The sequence below is a fragment of the Actinoplanes sandaracinus genome, from assembly GCF_030009775.1.
GTDB lineage: Bacteria > Actinomycetota > Actinomycetes > Mycobacteriales > Micromonosporaceae > Actinoplanes > Actinoplanes sandaracinus.
In genome coordinates this window covers 82,358-99,674 of record NZ_JASCTH010000033.1, presented here as the reverse complement: position 1 = coordinate 99,674, position 17,317 = coordinate 82,358, and the positions used below count along the sequence as shown (strand labels likewise).

Sequence of the window (17,317 nt, the reverse complement as noted above, 5' to 3'; positions counted from 1 at the left end):
CCCGGCCGGAACCCCGGCCCGGATGCGAGATCCCGGCCGGGCCGGAAGCGAGAACATGCCAGAGAGGGGTAGTCGGGTCGTGAGCAGCGACGGAGGGTGGCGCGGCTCGGTCGTGCTGGTGGTGGCGTCCAGTACCGGCGGGATCGGCCAGCACGTCGCCTCACTGGCCCGGGGCCTGGTCGCCGGGGGCTGCCGGGTGCTGGTGTGCGGGCCGTCCGCGGTCGACCAGCACTTCGGATTCTCGGCGAGCGGCCTCGAGTTCGCGGTGGTGGAGATCCCGGCCGACCCGGGGCCGCAGGACTCCGGCGCGATCCGCCAGCTACGCAAGGCGATCGCCGGGCGCGACGCCGAGGTGATCCACGCGCACGGGTTGCGGGCCGCTTTCGTGGCCGCGGTCGCGCGGACCGGCGTACCCCTGGTGGTGACCTGGCACAACGCCGTCCTCGCGCGTGGTCTGCGCGGTCAGGCCGGCGCCCTGCTGGAGCGGATCGTGGCGCGCAACGCCGCGCTGACCCTGGGCGCCTCGGACGATCTGGTGCAGCGGGCGGTGGCGCTCGGCGCCCGTAACGCGCGGCTGGGGCCGGTGGCCACGCCGCAGCTGGCGCCGCCGAAGCGGACCCGGTCGGCGGTCCGTGCCGAGTTCCGGCTGCGCGGCGAGACCCCGCTGATCCTCTCGGTCGGCCGCCTGCACCCGCAGAAACACCACGATCTGCTGATCGACGCCGCCGCCCGGTGGCGCGACCTGAACCCGGCTCCGGTGGTGGTGATCGCGGGCTCCGGGCCCAGCTACATGCCGCTGGCGCAGCGCGCGTCCCGGCTGCACGCCCCGGTCCACCTGCTCGGGCACCGCACCGACGTGCCCGAGCTGCTGCTCGGCGCCGACGTGGCGGTGATCACCAGCGACTGGGAGGCGAGGCAGTTGTTCGCGCAGGAGGCGCTGCACGCCGGGGTGCCGTTGGTCACGACGGCGGTCGGCGGGCTGCCGGCCCTGGTCGGCGACGCGGCCGTCCAGATTCCGCCGAACGACCTGGACGCGCTCGACGAGGCGGTCCGGCGGCTGCTGGCCGATCCGGGGCTGCGCGCGGACTACGCGGCCCGGGGGCCGCGGCAGGCCGCCACCTGGCCCGGTGAGGCCGATGTGGTCGCCGATGTGCGGTCGGGCTACGCGGAAGTCGCGGCGGTTCGCCGGTGACCGCCAAACCGGGTCAGCTCGACCGTCTGCGACGGGTCCGCCCGCCCGGCACCCCGCGGGGGCCGCTGGCCGCCGTCTGGGTGCCCTATCTGCTGCTCATGCTGGTCGCCGCGGCGACGCTGGCCGGGCTGGCGATCCGCCCGGCCGAGCAGCCGCGCGGCGGTGACGCCGACTACGTGGTGGTGGCCGCGGCCGCCGGGCTGCGCTGGGAGGACCTCGACCCGCAGCGCACTCCCGCGCTGTGGCAGGAGGCGGCCCGCGGGTCGGTGGGCTGGCTGTCGGTGCGTTCGGCGCATGCGGTGACCTGCCCGTCGGACGGCTGGCTGACGCTGGGCGCCGGGAACTACGCGGCCTGGGACACCCGAGCGGTGCCGGGTCGCTGCCCGGCGGCCGAACCCCGGCTGACCCAGCCGGACGGGATCGGCGCCAACCTCGCCGAGCAGCCCGCGGTGGTCCGCAACAATCAGGACCGGCTGCCGTACGGGACGACGCCGGGCGCCCTGGCCGAGTCGGTGCGGTGCACGGTCGCGGTGGGTCCGGGCGCCGCGATCGCCGCGGCCCGTCCGTTCGGCCGTGTCGACCGTTACGTGCCCGAGCTTCCCGAGGACCCGGCCGCGCTGCTCGGTGACTGTGTGCTGAGCATCGTCGACCTGGGCACGGTCGCGGGCGAGGGCGCGGAGCGCCGGGCCGCGGTGGAGGCCGCCGACCGTGTCCTGGCGAAGGTGCTGGCCGCCCGGCCGCAGCGTTCGCTGATGCTGATCGCCGGCCTCGCCGACACCGACCCCACGTCGCGTCTGCACGTGGCCATCGCTGAGGGCCCCGGCTGGGGGACCGGCTGGCTCACTTCGGCCGGCACCGGCCGGGAGGGCTATCTGCAACTGGTCGACCTGGCGCCGACCGTGCTGTCGGCGCTCGACAGGCCGATCCCGGAGAAGCTGTTCACCGGTTACGCCGCGACGGTCATGCCGGGCCGCCCGGAGGACCCGGCGGCGGCCATGCAGGGCCCGCGGGACGCCGACCGCCGGGCGATCGCCCAGCGCGGGGTGGGCGAGATCTTCTTCGCGGTGCTGGCGGGCCTGCAGTTCGTGCTCTTCGTGGCGGTGATCCCGGTGCTGGTCCGGGCCCGCCGGCACGCCGGCCCGCTGGGCCCGCCGCTGCCGCCGCGCCGCCTGGTCGAGCTGGCCGAGCTGGCGCTGATCGCGGCCGGCCTGGCGATCCCGGCGGCCCTGCTGGCCGACGTGGTGCCGTGGTGGAGCAGCGCCCATCCGGCGTGGATATTCGGGTCGGCGACGGCGGCGCTGATGGCCGCCGGAACCCTGCTGATCCGGCTGGCGCCGCGGTACCAGCGGACGCTGTGGCCGATGGCGGCGACGTCCGCGGTCGGCGTGCTGGTGGTGACATTGGACCTGGCGACCGGGGCGCGGCTGCAGCTCAACGGCGTGGCCGGTTATTCGGCGGTCCACGGGATCCGGTACGCCGGACTGGGCAGCGTCGGCCTGGGCGTCTTCGTGGCCGGGTTGTTCCTGCTGGCCGGTTCGCTGGCCCAGTGGGTGACCCGGCGCTGGCGGGCGCTGGTCGTGGTGACGTTCGGCGGGCTGGGCGTGGTCATGATCGGCAGCCCTTACCTGGGCGCGGACCCGGTCGGTGCGATCGCGCTGACGGCCGGCGTCTGTGTGGCGGCGGCGATCAGCACCGGTGGCTGGCTGACCTTCCCCCGGGTCGCCTGGGCGGCGGTGGCCGGCGTCGTGGTGACTATCACGTTCGCGGTGCTGGACCTGCGGCGGCTGCCCCTGGAACAGGGCACGCTGGGCCGGTTCCTGACCGCTCTCGGCGACGGGACGGCCGGACCGGCGATGCAGCGGGCCGCGGCCGGCAACGGGCAGGCCCTGCTGGACAGCCCGCTCACGCTGCTCGCCCTGTGCGGCGCGGCGATGCTGGCGTTCTGCCAGTTCTCCCCATGGGGTGGTCTGAACCGGCTGTACGGCCTGAATCCGGCGGTCCGGGCCGGGGTGGCCGGGACCGCGGTGGCGACGCTGATCGCGGGCGTGCTGGGCGGCACGGCGCTGGGCACGGCCGGCGCCGCGGCCGCCGCGGCGGTGCCGATCGCGGTGCTCACGGCCCTGCGGGTGCTGCTGCACGCGGCCGACCGCACCCCGCCTCCGGGCGAGACCGACGGCCCGGGCGGCCCGCTTCTCCGTAAATCCGACGAAGATCCATTAACTGTGCCATGACACGCACGTCACCAGCCCGAACGTGGAGGTGGCGGCAATCAGTGTTACGGTGAACTCCCGTGGATGGGGCTTGCCCCCGGCCGCAAGAACCGGAAATTCGGCGACCACGGGAGCGGGCCTTGGCCACTACAGTGCGCGATTCATCAGGGCGCGATTCATCGAAGCGCGACACGCGGCACATCTTCGTCACCGGGGGCGTCGCCTCCTCGCTGGGCAAAGGCCTCACCGCCTCGAGCCTCGGCAATCTGCTCACCGCCCGCGGCCTTCGCGTCGTGATGCAGAAGCTCGACCCCTACCTGAACGTCGACCCGGGAACGATGAACCCGTTCCAGCACGGTGAGGTGTTCGTCACTGAGGACGGGGCGGAGACCGACCTCGACGTCGGCCACTACGAGCGCTTCCTCGACCGGGACCTCTCCGGCAAGGCGAACGTGACGACCGGCCAGGTCTATTCGGCGGTCATCGCGCGGGAGCGGCGCGGCGAGTACCTGGGCGACACCGTGCAGGTCATCCCGCACATCACGAACGAGATCAAGAGCCGGATCTTCGCCATGGCGGACCCGGACGAGAACGGCAACGTCCCGGACGTGGTGATCACGGAGGTCGGCGGCACGGTCGGCGACATGGAGTCGCTGCCGTTCCTGGAGGCGATCCGCCAGGTCCGCCACGAGGTCGGCCGTGATCACGTCTTCTACCTGCACGTGTCGCTGGTCCCCTACCTCGCCCCCTCGGGTGAGTTGAAGACCAAGCCGACGCAGCACTCGGTGGCGGCGCTGCGCAACATCGGCATCCAGCCGGACGCGCTGATCTGCCGCAGCGACCGGGAGATCCCGGAGAAGATGAAGCACAAGCTCGCGCTCTACTGCGACGTCGACGCCGAAGCCGTCATCGCCTGCCCGGACGCGCCGAGCATCTACGACATCCCGAAGGTGCTGCACGACGAGGGCCTCGACGCGTACGTGGTGCGCCGTCTCGGCCTGTCGTTCCGGGACGTCAACTGGAAGACCTGGAACGATCTGCTGGAGCGGGTCCACCACCCGAAGCGGACGATCACCATCGGCCTGGTCGGCAAGTACGTCGACCTGCCGGACGCGTACCTGTCGGTCAGCGAGGCGATCCGCGCGGCCGGGTTCGGCAACACCGTGAAGATCCAGATCCGGTGGGTGCCGAGCGACGACTGCGTGACTCCGGCCGGCGCGGCCGCCGCCCTGAAGGGCGTCGACGGCATCGTCATCCCCGGCGGGTTCGGCGTCCGCGGCATCGAGGGCAAGGTCAACACTTCGCGGTACGCGCGGGAGAACGGGATCCCGATCCTCGGCCTCTGCCTCGGACTGCAGTGCATGACCATCGACGCGGCCCGCAACCTGGCCGGCCTGGCCGGGGCCAACTCGGTCGAGTTCGACGAGAAGGCGACCTACCCGGTCATCTCGACGATGGCCGACCAGGAGGAGATCGTCGCGGGCAAGGGCGACCTGGGTGGCACCATGCGGCTCGGCGCGTACCCGGCGAAGCTCAAGGACGGCTCGATCGTCGCCGAGGTCTACGGTGCCACGGAGATCTCCGAGCGGCACCGCCACCGCTACGAGGTGAACAACGACTTCCGCGACAAGCTGTCGCAGTCCGGCCTGATCTTCTCCGGCACGTCGCCGGACGGCCGGCTGGTCGAGTTCATCGAGCTGGACCGTGCGGTGCACCCGTACTTCGTGGCCACCCAGGCGCACCCGGAGCTGAAGAGCCGGCCGACACGGCCGCACCCGCTCTTCGACGGCCTCGTCAAGGCCGCCATCACGTACGCCGCCGCCGACGAGCTGCCGGTCGAGATCGACCCGGTCGAGGGCGCCTGACATGGGGTTCGCCCACGAGACGGTGTCCCGGGCCGAGCGCTATCACGGCGCGATCTTCTCGGTCTACACCGACCAGGTGACCATGTCCGACGGCAGCACCGCCGCCCGGGACGTGGTCGAGAACCGGGGCGCCGTCGTGGTGGTCGCGCTCGACGAGCAGGACCGGGTCGTGCTGATCAAGCAGTACCGCCACCCGGTCGGCGAGCACCTGTGGGAGCTGCCGGCCGGGTTGCGGGACGTGGCCGGCGAGGACGAGGCGCTCACCGCGGCCCGGGAACTGGCCGAGGAGACCGACCTGACGGCCGGCCGCATCGAGCCGCTGATCGACCTGCACACCTCGCCCGGCTTCGCCGACGAGCGGGTGCGGGTGTTCCTGGCCCGTGATCTGGCGCCGGTGCCCGAGGTGGACCGGCACGTGCGGACCGCCGAGGAGGCCGATCTGGAGGTGCGCCGCGTCGACCTGGACGAGGCCGTCGCCATGGTGTTCCGCGGTGAGATCACCAATGCGGCCGCGGTCGGTGGCGTCCTGGCCGCCGCCCGGGCCCGCGACACCGGCTGGACGGTGCTGCGGGCCTCCTGACGTCATCCGCGGCGCTCATCGGGGCAGTTCGGCTTCGATGAGCGCCGCGGCGTATCCGGCGCCGCTCTGCTCCTGCAGTTCCCGGCTGATGCGGGCGCTCGTACGGCGGACCTCCGGGTCGTTGATCAGGCCGAGGAGAGCGGCCCGCAGCTCCGCGGCGGTGATCTCGGTGTCGATCCGGCGGGCCACGCCGAGCTCGGTCAGCCGGTCGGCGTTGCCGAACTGGTCGGCCGCCTGCGGGGCGACCAGCATCGGGGTGCCGCAGTACAGGCCCTCCACCGAACCGCCCATGCCGCCGTGGGTGAGGAACGCGTCGGCCTGGCGCAGGATCCGCAGTTGCGGGACCCACTGGTGCGCCTCCACGCCGGGCGGCAGGTCGCCGAGCACGGCCGGGTCCACGTGCCGGCCGATCTGCAGCACGGTGTGCCATCCGGGGAGGCCGCCGAACGCCTCCGCGCAGCGCCGGTAGAACTCCGGATGCTCGGTGAACGTGGAGCCCAGCGACACCAGGAGCACGTTCTCGGCGTCCGCCGGCCGGGTCCAGTCGCCCTGGTCGTGGCGGTCGCCCAGGATCGGGCCCACGAACCGGAAGACACCGTCGTCGACACGGTCGGCGTTCGGCTGCATGTGCCGGGGGATCAGAACCAGTCCCCGGTCGGGGCGGCCCTGGAACGCCATGCTGTCGGTGGTCGAGGACTTGTTGCCGGCGAGCCACCGCTCGAACCGGCGGTAGTAGTCGGCGCCGCGCGGATCGGCGCGCATCTGCTCGATCATCGGGGCCATCTCCCGCTCGAAGCCCTCCCAAGCCACGAAGGTGGGGGAGAGCTGCATCGACGGGATGCCCCATTCCTCGGCGAGCAGCCGGGCCGGGGCGCCGGCGATGTCGTACAGGAACAGGTCGGGGCGGTCCTGGTCGTACGCCTCGCGCAGTTGCGGGAGCATCGCGACCGCGTCGTCGAGGAAGACCGTGAGGTGGTCGATCGTGTCGCCGGCCCAGTCGTCGTCGCCGGACGGCAGCGACGACCGGTAGGGCTTGAGCTCGGCGCCGATGGCCTCGACGGCCTCGGCCCAGGACGGGTCGTTGGCGTAGGTCACCCGATGCCCGCGAGCGGCCAGTTCCCGGATGACCTCGATGCTCGGGTTGACGTGGCCGGGGAACGGGATGCTGACCATGGCGATGTGTGCACGAGGCATGGTGGCTCTTCCGATCGGTTCAACAAGACGAGACGTAGCGTCTCGCTTCTGCCCGGAGTTGTCAAGGCGAGACGTCTCGTCTCGTTTCCGGTAGTGTTCCGATCATGCCCAACGCCGCCCGCCGCAGTGAACGCTCCCGCACGGCGATCCTCGACGCCGTGCTGGCCCTGCTGCGCGAGTCCGGATACGCCGACCTCACCATCGAGGCGATCGCGAGCCGGGCCGGTGTCGGCAAACAGACCATCTACCGCTGGTGGCCCGGGCGGGGCGCGGTCGTCCTCGACGCGCTCGTCGAGCAGGCCGCCGCAGCCGGTCCGCAGGCCCTGCCCGACACCGGCGACCTGGAAGCCGACCTGCGCGTCGTCGTCCGCGCGATCGTCGCCGAACTCGCCGACCCCCGGCTCTCCGCGACCACCCGCGCCCTCACCATCGAGACCCTGTCCAGTGAGGCGTTCGCCGACCAGATGCGCGACCGGATGCTCCGGCCCCAGCTCGACACCGTCAAGGACCGGCTGCGGTCCGCCCGCGAGGCGGGAGACCTGCGCCCCGAGGTGGATCTCGACCAGGCCGTCGAGCTGCTCATCGGGCCGATGTACCACCGCTGGATGATGCGCACCGGCCCGCTCACCGAGGAGTACGCGGACGGCATCGTCGACCTCGCGATGGCGGCGCTGCGACCCGGAACGGCTGGAAAGCCGCGACCCGGAACGGCTTGAAATCAGATCTCGGACATGTCCGGAAACGGTCTGATCGCGGGCGGTGCCGGGCGCCCCGACAGTCCATGATGGCCGGATGCGCACGTGGATGCCCACCGCCGCCGGACTGACGGTCCTTGCCGGGGCCCCGATCCTGTTGCTGGCCACCGGGCACACCAGGATCATCACGTCGGCGGACGAGGAAGCGGCTGCGGTGCCGCTGGCGGCGGTCGTCGTCCCGTGCCTCGTGGGTCTGATTCTGATCCGTCTCGTCCCACCCTCGCTGCCGGTGATGGCGATCGCCGGCGACGACGTGACGCGCCGGCAGGCGCGCGGGCTCGCCGGGGTGGCGCTGCTGTTCACGGCGCTGGCGATCGCGGTGCGGGCGCTGCCCGGCGGCAGTGACCTCTATCCGCTGGTCAAGGTGCTGGTGCTGCTCGGCGGCGGATGGCTGGTGCTGAGGTCGGCCCGGGGGCGATCGCCGGCGCGCGCCCACCGCGAGCGAGTGCCCCGGCTGTGGTACCGGCTGGGGCCTGTGCCGGCCGTCCTCGCCTGGGGCTACCTGTACTTCTACAGTCCTCTCGCGGGCGGCGGCGAGGACGTCTCGGGGTACGCGGACTGGGACCGTGTCGAGCTGGCCCTGACGATGCTGTTCGTGTTCTTCACCGCCAGTGTGCTGGAGGAGTGGTTCTACCGGGTGGCGTTGCAGACCCGGCTGGAAGCGTTGTGGGGCCGGTGGCCGGCGATCACCGCCGCGGCACTGCTCTTCGTGCTGATGCACGCCTACCGGCTGGTCGACGAGCCGAGCGTCGTGGTGGCGCTGGGGACGATCACGTCGACCGGCGCGCTCGCTCTGATGGCCGGGTACCTGTGGTCGCGGTACCGCAACATGTGGGCGATCTTCGTGGTGCACGGCGCCGCGAACGCTCTGGCCCTGATCCCGCTCTTCGTCTGACCCCGGGGAAATGATCTTATGTACGGCGATGGCTGAGCTACGGGGAACAATCGGAAAGATCCTGCCACCGCCCGGACTGCCGCGCACGCTCGCGATCCAGTCCCTGATCTACGCAGTCGGCAACGGCGCCTTCCTCACCGGAAGCGTGGTGTTCTTCAGCCTGTACGTGGGGCTGACACCGATACAGATCGGCATCGGGCTCTCCGCGGCCGGGTTCGTCGGCCTGGTCGGATCGATGCCGTTCGGGCACCTCGCCGACCGGATCGGCGGGCAGCGGGCCTGGGTGATCGGCGCGCTCGCCGAGGCGGCGGCGTTCGCGGCCTACCCGCTGGCCGACGGCTTCCTGCTGTTCCTGCTGGTGATCTGCGCGCAGACCACAGCGGAGGCGCTGGCCAACGCGGGGCGGGTGGTCTACACGGCCGCGGTCGTGCCCAAGGAGGGCCGGGTCCGGGTGATGGCGTTCAACCGCGCCTACCTGAACGTCGGCTTCACCCTCGGATCCGGGATCGGCGCCGCCGCCCTCGCCCTCGACAGCCGGCCGGGACTGCTGATCCTGGTGCTGACCGCGGCCGTGGGCATCGCCCTCAACGCGTTCTTCGTGGCCCGGATGCCGAAAGCGGAGACCCCGGCCCGGGCCGACGGGCCGCGGCCCAGCCCGTGGGGCGTGCTGCGCGACCACCCGTACACGACGTCGGCGGTGCTCATCGGCGTCCTCTGGCTGCACGGCACCATCTGGGCCGAAGTCCTCCCACTGTGGGCGATCACCATGACCGACGCGCCGAAACCGGTGCTCGGCGCCCTGGTCGCGCTGAACACGGTGATGGCGGTGCTGCTGCAGGTGCGGGCCGCGCGAGGCGCCGACACCCTGCACGGCGCCACCCGGCTGCTGCGCTGGGCGGCGATCGCGGCCGCGATCGCCTGCCCGATCGTGGCGCTCAGCGGCCGCACCCAGGGATGGGTCACGGTCGCCGTGCTCGCCGCGGCCGTGGCACTGCTCACCGGCACCGAACTGTGGCTGTCGTCGGCGCAGTGGTACCTGAACACCGAGGTGCCACCCGCCGACCAGCGCGGCGCCTACGTCGGCCTGGGCAAGTCGGTGGGCGGGCTGGCCAAGATGGTCGGCCCGGCCGGCTTCACCATCCTCGCCATCGAGACCGGCGGCTGGGGCTGGTGGGTGATCGGGGCGATCTTCGTGGTCTGCGCGGTCGCCTGCCGGCCGGTGGTGCGCTGGATCGCGCGCACGCCCCGCAACGAGCCGGTGCCGGTGGCCTGAACCGGACCCCACCCCGCCCGGGCGGCGCGGCGCATCAAGTCGTCCCGGGCGGGTATGCCGAGGACCTGGCCCCGTTCCGTCGATCTCGCCAGGAGGCGCCATGGCCGTTCCGAAGCTCCGGTCGTTCGTGCTGGACACCACCGACGCGTACGGGCTCGCCGAGTTCTACCGGCAGTTGCTCGGCCTTTCGTACCGCAAGGGCGACGAACCGGCGGCCGGAAGCGACTGGCTGGTCCTGGAGCCCGCGGACGGTTCCTGGCAGCTGGCCTTCCAGCAGACCGACGGGGTCCGCCCGACGACCTGGCCCGGCGACGAGGTGCCGCAGCAGATGCACCTGGACACGGCGGTCGACTCGGTCGAGGAACTGGACCGGCAACACGAACGCGCGCTCAGCCTGGGCGCCACGCTGCGGTTCGACCGCAGCGACGACCCCGAAGAACCCCTGCGGGTGTACGCCGACCCAGCCGGCCACACCTTCTGTGTCTTCGTCGGCTGACCGGAGCACTTGACCTCAACCCATGTTGAGGTCGGAGGCTGGGCGCATGTCTGTCATCGCGCCTTTCACCGCCACCGAACTCGAATATCTGGCCGTCCAGCGGCTGGGCCGGCTCGCCACGGTCCAGCCGGACGGGACGCTGCAGGTCAGCCCGGTCGGCTACCGCTACAACGCGGAGACCGGCACGATCGACATCACCGGCTACAACATGGCGGCGAGCCGCAAGTTCCGCAACGTGGCGGACAACGGCCGGGTGGCGTTCGTGGTCGACGACGTGCCGTCGGTGAACCCGTGGCGGGTGCGCTGCGTGGAGATCCGCGGCCACGGCGAGGCCCTGGAGACCCCCGACCCGATCATCCGGATCCACCCGCGGCGCGTGATCTCCTTCGGTCTCGACGAGCCGGACGGCGACGCCCACCAGCTCACCGTCAACAAGCGCGACATCCCCGCTGCCTGACGACCGGTCTTCGGTGAACGGAATCGGTCAGCGGAGGTCGACGTCGACGCCGGAGTCGGCGAGGTATCCGAGCAGGTCGTCCATCGTGACGGCAGGCGTCCACCAGCGCCGGTCGTAACCGTCCGTCAAGTGGGTGCGGGCCACCTCGGAGTCGTGCCAGACCAGGCTGAACCCGGGGGCCGCGCCCCAGCCGCCGTTGGCGCAGTCGTGCAGCGCGCCCAGGTTCCAGCCGAAATAGCCGCCGGGGCCGTTGACCGCCTCGCCGATGGCGCAGAAGAAGCCTTCCACGTCGGTGATGTGCCGGCCGGCCATGTGGTAACGGGTGCCGGCCGGCCGGTCCGGCCGCTGCTCGTGGTGGGCGAGGGCGACCCCGGCCCATTCGTGGCGCAGGTCGGCGTCGTACTCGGCCCATTCGCCGTGGACGTCGGGGCGGCCGGCCCGCCAGCGCTGCCAGACGGTGCGGGCCCCGGCCGGGCGGGGACCGCCGATGGCGTCGCCGTAGGTGGGTTCGAGGGTGACGTCCACCAGGCCGGCGCCGAGACGCGACGGCCGTACCGTGGCGACTTCGGCCCCGAGGCCCGCGCCGACCATGCCGACGGCGGTGCCGTCCCGGTCCACGCTGAAGATCGAGCCCTGCACCCAGCGCCGTCGCCGGGCCGCGCCGCGGGCCAGAGCGTCGAGGGCACGTTGCAGCGGCGGTTCGGGCCGGCAGCCGATCAGCGCCGCGCCGCGCGGTGACGGAGCCGGCCGGGACCGGAACACCCCGGCCACCTCCCGGCAGATCCCGAAGTCCTCGTCACCGTGCCCGGTGACGCCGACCAGCAGGAATCCGTCCGCGTCGGGCGCCCGGTCGGCGCCGCGGGCGAACCGGGCCATCTCCTCGATCCGCAGCCGCCCCTCCAGCGTCACGTCGAGCAGCCCCGGCCCGAGCACCGACGGCCGCGCCCCGAGGACGGTGATGTCCAGCAACTCCTCGGCGCAGTGCCAGCAGTGCTCCGGGTGTTTCGAGTGCGGCGGGTGCACCGCGTCGAGGCCGATGTTTCCCAGCCAGGCGGGCCCGGTGCCGGCGCAGGCGGCGGCCAGCCGGCCGGCCGGCTCGCAGCCGAGGAGGCTGTATCGCTCGACCGGTGGTTCGGGCTCCACCACGAACAGACCGTCGATCTCGGAGCAGGCGGCGATCACGAGTTCACCGTCGTCGGTGTTCTGGTCCACCAGAAGCCAGGGAAAGCCGCTCATCGGGTGGAACCGTACAGCCCGGACCGCCGACCGGGGGATGCCGGTGCGCGAATCGGGAAAGATCAGCAGGTCAGGGGTAACGTCCGGCCCATGAAGGTCGGCATTCCCACCGAGGTCAAGAACAACGAGTTCCGGGTGGCCATCACCCCGGCAGGCGTCTACGAGTTCGTCCGCAACGGCCACCAGGTGGTCGTGCAGTCCGGGGCGGGTACCGGATCTTCGATCACCGACGGCGACTATCAGGACGCCGGGGCGGTGATCCTGCCGGACGCCGACGATGTGTGGGGCGCCGGCGACCTGATCCTCAAGGTCAAGGAGCCGGTGCCGGAGGAGTACCACCGGATGCGGCCCGGCCAGGTGCTCTTCACCTACCTGCACCTGGCCGCGTCCAAGTCCTGCACGGACGCGCTCCTGGAACGCAAGGTCACCGGCATCGCGTACGAGACGGTCGAACTCGCGGACCGTTCGCTGCCGCTGCTCGCCCCCATGTCCGAGGTGGCCGGGCGGCTGGCCCCGCAGGTCGGCGCGTACCACCTGATGCGGCAGGGCGGGGGCCGCGGCGTGCTGATGGGCGGCGTCCCGGGGGTGTACGCGGCCAAGGTCGTGGTGATCGGCGCCGGCGTCTCCGGGCTGAACGCCGCCGCGATCGCTCTCGGCATGCAGGCCGAGGTGCTGCTGCTGGACAAGAACGTGGCCCGGCTGCGGGCGGTGGACGCCGACTATCGCGGGCACATCCAGACGATCGCGTCGAACGCGTACGAGATCGAGAAGGCCGTGCTCGACGCGGATCTGGTGGTGGGGGCGGTGCTGGTGCCGGGCGCGAAGGCGCCGACGCTGATCTCCAACGACCTGGTGGCGCGGATGAAACCGGGCAGCGTGCTGGTCGACATCTCGATCGACCAGGGCGGCTGCTTCGAGGATTCGCATGCGACCACGCACGACTCCCCGACCTACCCGGTGCACCGGTCGATGTTCTACTGCGTCGCGAACATGCCGGGGGCGGTGCCGCACACCAGCACGTACGCTCTCACGAACGTGACCTTGCCGTACGCTCTCGAACTGGCCAACCGCGGCTGGCGCGGCGCCCTGCGCGCCGACCCGGCGCTCGCGGCGGGCCTGAACACGTTCGACGGTGACGTGGTCTGCGGACCGGTCGCCGAGGCGCACGGCATGCGTTCGATATCGCTGACGGAGGTGCTCCGCTGAGTTTGGAGCGTGCGATCAGGGCCTACCTCGACCACCTGAGCGTCGAGCGTGGCCTGTCGCGCAACACGCTCGCGTCCTACCGGCGTGACCTGGAGCGGTACGCCGAAGGACTGGCCGCCGAGGGCGTCGAGGATCTCGGCGGCGTGCGGTCGGCCCACGTCGCCGGGCACCTGGCCCGACTGCGCGAGGAGGGCTTGGCCTCGGCGTCCGCGGCGCGGGCCATCTCCGCGGTGCGCGGCTTCCACCGGTTCGCGGTCCGGGAGAGGCTGGCGCCGCACGACGTGGCGGCGGACGTACGGCCACCGGCCCCACCGAAGCGCCTGCCCAAGGCTCTGGACCCCGACCAGGTGGGCCGGCTGCTCGCGGTTCCGGACGGCGACTCCCCGCTCGGCCTGCGGGACCGGGCGCTGCTGGAGTTCCTCTACGGCACGGGAGCGCGGATCTCCGAGGCGGTCGGCGCCGACATCGACGACCTCTCCCTCGACACCGAGCCCGCCGTGATCCTGCGGGGCAAGGGCGGGCGCACCCGGGTGGTTCCGGTCGGCGGTTACGCCCGGGCCGCTCTGCAGGCCTATCTGGTACGGGCCAGGCCCTCGCTCGTCGAGGGTGGACGCGGGACTCCCGCGGTCTTTCTGAACGCCCGCGGCGGCCGTCTCTCCCGGCAGAGCGCGTGGACGGTCCTGCACCGGTGTGCCGTCGCGGCGGGGCTTCCGGTGGACGGCCCGTACGCGGTCAGTCCACATACGCTGCGTCACTCCTACGCGACGCATCTGCTCGACGGCGGGGCGGACGTTCGCGTGGTGCAAGAACTGCTGGGACACGCCTCGGTCACTACGACGCAGGTGTATACCCTGGTGACCGTCGAACGCCTCCGGGAGGTGTACGCGACCGCACACCCGCGGGCTCGTTAGAGGCTACGGATGCGTGGGCGCGACACGCCGAACGACTGACCCCGGGAGGACGGCACGTGTGGCGTACAGTCGGGCATCGACTGAGCCCGCCCCGCAGCGGAAAACTGAATGCAAACCGGGGTTGATGGCTGCGAGTCGAAGGGGGGCGAGGTTCATGTCAGGGAACGGCGAGCGTGCGGAGGCCTGGACCTCCACGCTGCGCGAACAGCAGAACTCCCTGGACCTGGGCGCCGATCTCGGTCCCGCCGACCCCACGGCGTACACGATGCGCCGCCCGATCCCCGAGCCGATGCCGAAGGACAAGCACGGCCCGGCCCGCATCATCGCGCTGGCGAACCAGAAAGGTGGCGTCGGCAAGACGACCACCACGATCAACCTGGGCGCCGCCCTGGCCGAGTACGGGCGCAAGGTACTCCTCGTCGACTTCGACCCGCAGGGCGCCTGCTCGGTCGGCCTCGGGGTGAACCCGCACAACCTCGACCTGAGCATCTACAACCTGCTCATGCAGGACGACGTCGCCACCGAGGACGTCATCATCAAGACCGACGTGGCCGGCCTGCATCTGCTGCCCGCCAACATCGACCTGTCCGCGGCCGAGATCCAGCTGGTCAACGAGGTCGCCCGGGAGATGGCCCTGGCCCGGGCGCTGCGCTCGGTCCGCAAGGAGTACGACTTCATCCTGATCGACTGCCAGCCCTCCCTGGGCCTGCTGGCGATCAACGCGCTGACCATCGCGCACGGCGTGCTCATCCCTCTGGAGTGTGAGTTCTTCTCCCTCCGTGGGGTGGCTCTGCTTCTCGACACCATCGACAAGGTGCGGGAACGGCTCAACTTCGACCTCGAACTCGAGGGCATCCTCGCCACCATGTACGACTCCCGCACCACCCACTGCCGCCAGGTGCTGCAGCGGGTGGTCGAGGCGTTCGGCGACAAGGTGTACCAGACGGTCATCACCAAGACGGTCAAGTTCCCGGAGTCGACCGTGGCCGGCGCGCCGATCACTACGCTGGATCCGGCGTCGTCCGGCGCCCGTAACTACCGTCAGCTGGCACGCGAGGTCATCGCCGCTCAGACAGATCGAGGCTAGGTTCCGCATCCGTGCTGTTCGCGCTCGGCGAACCGGTGGCGTTCGTCGCCCTGGTCGTCGCCTTCCTGCTCGGCCTCGTGCTGCGTGCCGTGGCCATGCGGTTCACCGCGCGCGTGGTCGGTCTCGGTGACGGCCGCCGGCTGCTGCGCCTGAGCCCCCGCGAGGACATCGACCCGTTCGGCGCGGTCGCGGCCGCGATCGGCGGCATGGGCTGGGGACGGCAGCTGCCGGTCGACGAGGTGCCCCGCTGGCGCGGCCGGGGACGGGCCGCCGCGGTGTTCGCCGCCGGCCCGGTGGCCTGCATCCTCGCCGGCGAGCTGATCATCGCCGGGTTCGCCCTGGTCTTCCCGGCCGAATATCTGGCCGAGCTGAACCCGGGCTGGATCCTGCGGGGTCTTCCGCTGCCGATGGGCGCGCAGGTGATGCTGTCGCTCGGCACCGGGCTGCTCACCTTCGGCCTGCTGGCGCTCATCCCGATTCCGCCTCTGGACGGTTTCGGCTTGCTGTGGAACGCGCTGCGCCGGCCCGGGGCGAGCATGAACTGGATGCGGCTCTGGTTCGAGGACAAGAACATCGGCGCGCTGGTCCTGCTGGTCTGTGCCTTCTTCCCGACCAGCTACCCGTTCCTGCTCATGATCATCGACTTCCTGGGCATCCTCTTCCTGCGCATCTGGGCCTGATTTCGCCGCTGTGGTTCCTGCTCATCGCAGTTATCGTGGTGAGCGATGTCGATATCACTGGCTGTGGCTGTGTTGCTGCTCGGCGTCGCTGATTCGATGGTCGGCTCCTATTTCGTCCTCTTCGTCACCGATGTCGCCGGTCTCAGCGCGTGGCAGACCGGGCTGTTCGTCTCCGTCCACGGCGCCGGCGGCATCATGCTGGCCTGGCTGGCGGGGAGGAGCTTCGACCGGCGTCCCTCCCGGGGATACGCCGCCGCCGCGATGCTCTCCGGCGGGGTCGCGCTGTGCCTGATGACGGTGATCCGGTCGTACCCGCTGCTTCTCCTTCTCGCCGTCACCCTGCTCGGCGCCCTGGCAGCGGCCTTCCCGCAGCTGTTCTCGCTGGCCCGGCACGTCCTCGGCGGCGGCCCGGCCGCCGCATGGTCGGTGCCGCTGCTGCGGTCGGTGTGGTCGCTCGCCTGGGCGGCCGGTCCTCTGCTCGGCACCGCCGTGCTCACCACCGCCGGGTTGGCCGCCATCCTCCGGTCGGCGGCCGGGGTCCTCGTCGTCGCCGCCCTCTGGGTGCTCGTCGCCGTGCCCCGGCCCGGCCCGCCCCGGCCGCACGACCCGCTCGCCGACGATCCCGGCCCGCGGCTCCCGAGAGCCGGTGCCGTCCTCCTGACCGCCAGCATCACCCTCTTCTTCACCGCGATGTTCGCCGGTTCGGTGGCCATGCCGCTGTTCGTCACCCGGGAACTCGGCCAGGACGACTCGGCGGTCGGCGTCCTGTTCAGCGTCTGCGCCGCCGTCGAGGTGGTGGCCGCGCTGCTGCTCGCCGCCGTGCCGTCACACGTCAGCCAGCGCCTGGTCATCCTCACCGGGATGGGCTGCTTCGTGTTCTTCTTCGCGCTGACCGTGACGGCCCGTGGCATGGCCCTGCTGATCGCCGGCCAGGTCGTCCGCGGCATCGCGATCGCCGTGGTCGGGGCCGCCGGCATCCGCTGGTTCCAGGACGCGATGGCGCCCGCCACCGGCATGGCGACGACGCTGTTCTCCAACGCCACCACGGCCGGCATGGTGGTCGCGGGCATCGTCGCCGGCGGCGCGGTCGAGATCCTCGGCTACGCCGGCACCATGGTGCTGTGCGGCGTGGTCGCGGTCGCCGCCGCGGTCGCGTTCGCGCTCGGCACCGCGGCCCGGCCCGGCAGGCCGCCACCACCGCGGGCCCGCGGCCACCGGCGGGCCGCCCGGCGGGCCACCCGCATCATCCGCTGACCGAAAATCGGCAGCGAGGGCCGAAC

At 72.0% G+C, this 17,317-nt stretch carries 16 protein-coding genes; 14 read left to right on the top strand and 2 right to left on the bottom strand.

The window, feature by feature from the left end:
- Positions 1 to 55 precede the first annotated feature (55 nt).
- The 4 genes from QLQ12_RS38305 (at position 56) to QLQ12_RS38290 (ending at position 5,847) form a co-directional block, all read left to right on the top strand.
- Positions 56 to 1,192 (top strand): glycosyltransferase family 4 protein, encoded by a 1,137-nt coding sequence (locus tag QLQ12_RS38305; protein ID WP_282765840.1) that lies wholly within the window; start codon positions 56 to 58, stop codon positions 1,190 to 1,192.
- Positions 1,193 to 1,290: 98 nt separating this feature from the next.
- Entirely contained in the window at positions 1,291 to 3,423 is a 2,133-nt protein-coding gene (locus tag QLQ12_RS38300; protein ID WP_282765863.1) for a hypothetical protein, read from the top strand.
- Between the two features lie 119 nt (positions 3,424 to 3,542).
- Positions 3,543 to 5,267 carry a CTP synthase gene (locus tag QLQ12_RS38295; RefSeq protein ID WP_282765839.1) on the top strand — a complete coding sequence of 575 codons (1,725 nt, stop codon included), beginning with the start codon at positions 3,543 to 3,545 and terminating at the stop codon, positions 5,265 to 5,267.
- A 1-nt stretch (position 5,268) separates the two neighbouring features.
- Positions 5,269 to 5,847, top strand: a complete 579-nt coding sequence (locus tag QLQ12_RS38290; RefSeq protein WP_282765838.1) for an NUDIX domain-containing protein — start codon at positions 5,269 to 5,271, stop codon at positions 5,845 to 5,847.
- A gap of 15 nt (positions 5,848 to 5,862) precedes the next feature.
- On the opposite strand, the gene QLQ12_RS38285 is transcribed toward QLQ12_RS38290, so the two are convergent.
- On the bottom strand, positions 5,863 to 7,041 hold the full coding sequence (locus QLQ12_RS38285; protein ID WP_282765837.1) for a macrolide family glycosyltransferase: 1,179 nt from the start codon (positions 7,039 to 7,041) through the stop codon (positions 5,863 to 5,865).
- Between the two features lie 101 nt (positions 7,042 to 7,142).
- On the opposite strand from QLQ12_RS38285, the gene QLQ12_RS38280 reads away from it, so the two are divergent.
- From QLQ12_RS38280 to QLQ12_RS38260, 5 genes are all read left to right on the top strand, one after another.
- A complete protein-coding gene (locus QLQ12_RS38280) occupies positions 7,143 to 7,757 on the top strand; it encodes a TetR/AcrR family transcriptional regulator (protein ID WP_282765861.1) in 615 nt (204 codons plus the stop codon).
- A 76-nt stretch (positions 7,758 to 7,833) separates the two neighbouring features.
- A complete protein-coding gene (locus QLQ12_RS38275; RefSeq protein WP_282765836.1) occupies positions 7,834 to 8,691 on the top strand; it encodes a CPBP family intramembrane glutamic endopeptidase in 858 nt (285 codons plus the stop codon).
- Between the two features lie 28 nt (positions 8,692 to 8,719).
- Positions 8,720 to 9,964 (top strand): MFS transporter, encoded by a 1,245-nt coding sequence (locus QLQ12_RS38270; protein WP_282765835.1) that lies wholly within the window; start codon positions 8,720 to 8,722, stop codon positions 9,962 to 9,964.
- 100 nt (positions 9,965 to 10,064) lie between these two features.
- The gene (locus QLQ12_RS38265; protein ID WP_282765834.1) at positions 10,065 to 10,460 is read left to right on the top strand and encodes a VOC family protein; all 396 of its coding nucleotides are present in this window, start codon (positions 10,065 to 10,067) and stop codon (positions 10,458 to 10,460) included.
- Positions 10,461 to 10,506: 46 nt separating this feature from the next.
- On the top strand, positions 10,507 to 10,917 hold the full coding sequence (locus QLQ12_RS38260; RefSeq protein WP_282765833.1) for a PPOX class F420-dependent oxidoreductase: 411 nt from the start codon (positions 10,507 to 10,509) through the stop codon (positions 10,915 to 10,917).
- A 27-nt stretch (positions 10,918 to 10,944) separates the two neighbouring features.
- Here QLQ12_RS38260 and QLQ12_RS38255 read toward each other — a convergent pair whose 3' ends face one another.
- Positions 10,945 to 12,153: a barstar family protein gene (locus QLQ12_RS38255; protein ID WP_282765832.1), complete on the bottom strand. Its 1,209-nt coding sequence runs from the start codon at positions 12,151 to 12,153 to the stop codon at positions 10,945 to 10,947.
- A 90-nt stretch (positions 12,154 to 12,243) separates the two neighbouring features.
- Here QLQ12_RS38255 and ald point away from each other — a divergent pair, with 90 nt between their 5' ends.
- From ald to QLQ12_RS38230, 5 genes are all read left to right on the top strand, one after another.
- The gene (ald, locus tag QLQ12_RS38250; protein ID WP_282765830.1) at positions 12,244 to 13,359 is read left to right on the top strand and encodes an alanine dehydrogenase; all 1,116 of its coding nucleotides are present in this window, start codon (positions 12,244 to 12,246) and stop codon (positions 13,357 to 13,359) included.
- Complete coding sequence (gene xerD, locus QLQ12_RS38245) at positions 13,356 to 14,270, top strand: site-specific tyrosine recombinase XerD (protein WP_282765859.1); 915 nt, start codon at positions 13,356 to 13,358, stop codon at positions 14,268 to 14,270. The genes ald and xerD overlap by 4 nt, the downstream gene beginning before the upstream one ends.
- Before the next feature lie 154 nt (positions 14,271 to 14,424).
- Positions 14,425 to 15,357 carry a ParA family protein gene (locus tag QLQ12_RS38240; RefSeq protein ID WP_282765829.1) on the top strand — a complete coding sequence of 311 codons (933 nt, stop codon included), beginning with the start codon at positions 14,425 to 14,427 and terminating at the stop codon, positions 15,355 to 15,357.
- Between the two features lie 11 nt (positions 15,358 to 15,368).
- On the top strand, positions 15,369 to 16,037 hold the full coding sequence (locus tag QLQ12_RS38235) for a zinc metalloprotease (protein ID WP_282765828.1): 669 nt from the start codon (positions 15,369 to 15,371) through the stop codon (positions 16,035 to 16,037).
- A gap of 45 nt (positions 16,038 to 16,082) precedes the next feature.
- Complete coding sequence (locus QLQ12_RS38230; protein WP_282765827.1) at positions 16,083 to 17,291, top strand: MFS transporter; 1,209 nt, start codon at positions 16,083 to 16,085, stop codon at positions 17,289 to 17,291.
- The last annotated feature ends 26 nt before the right edge of the window (positions 17,292 to 17,317 follow it).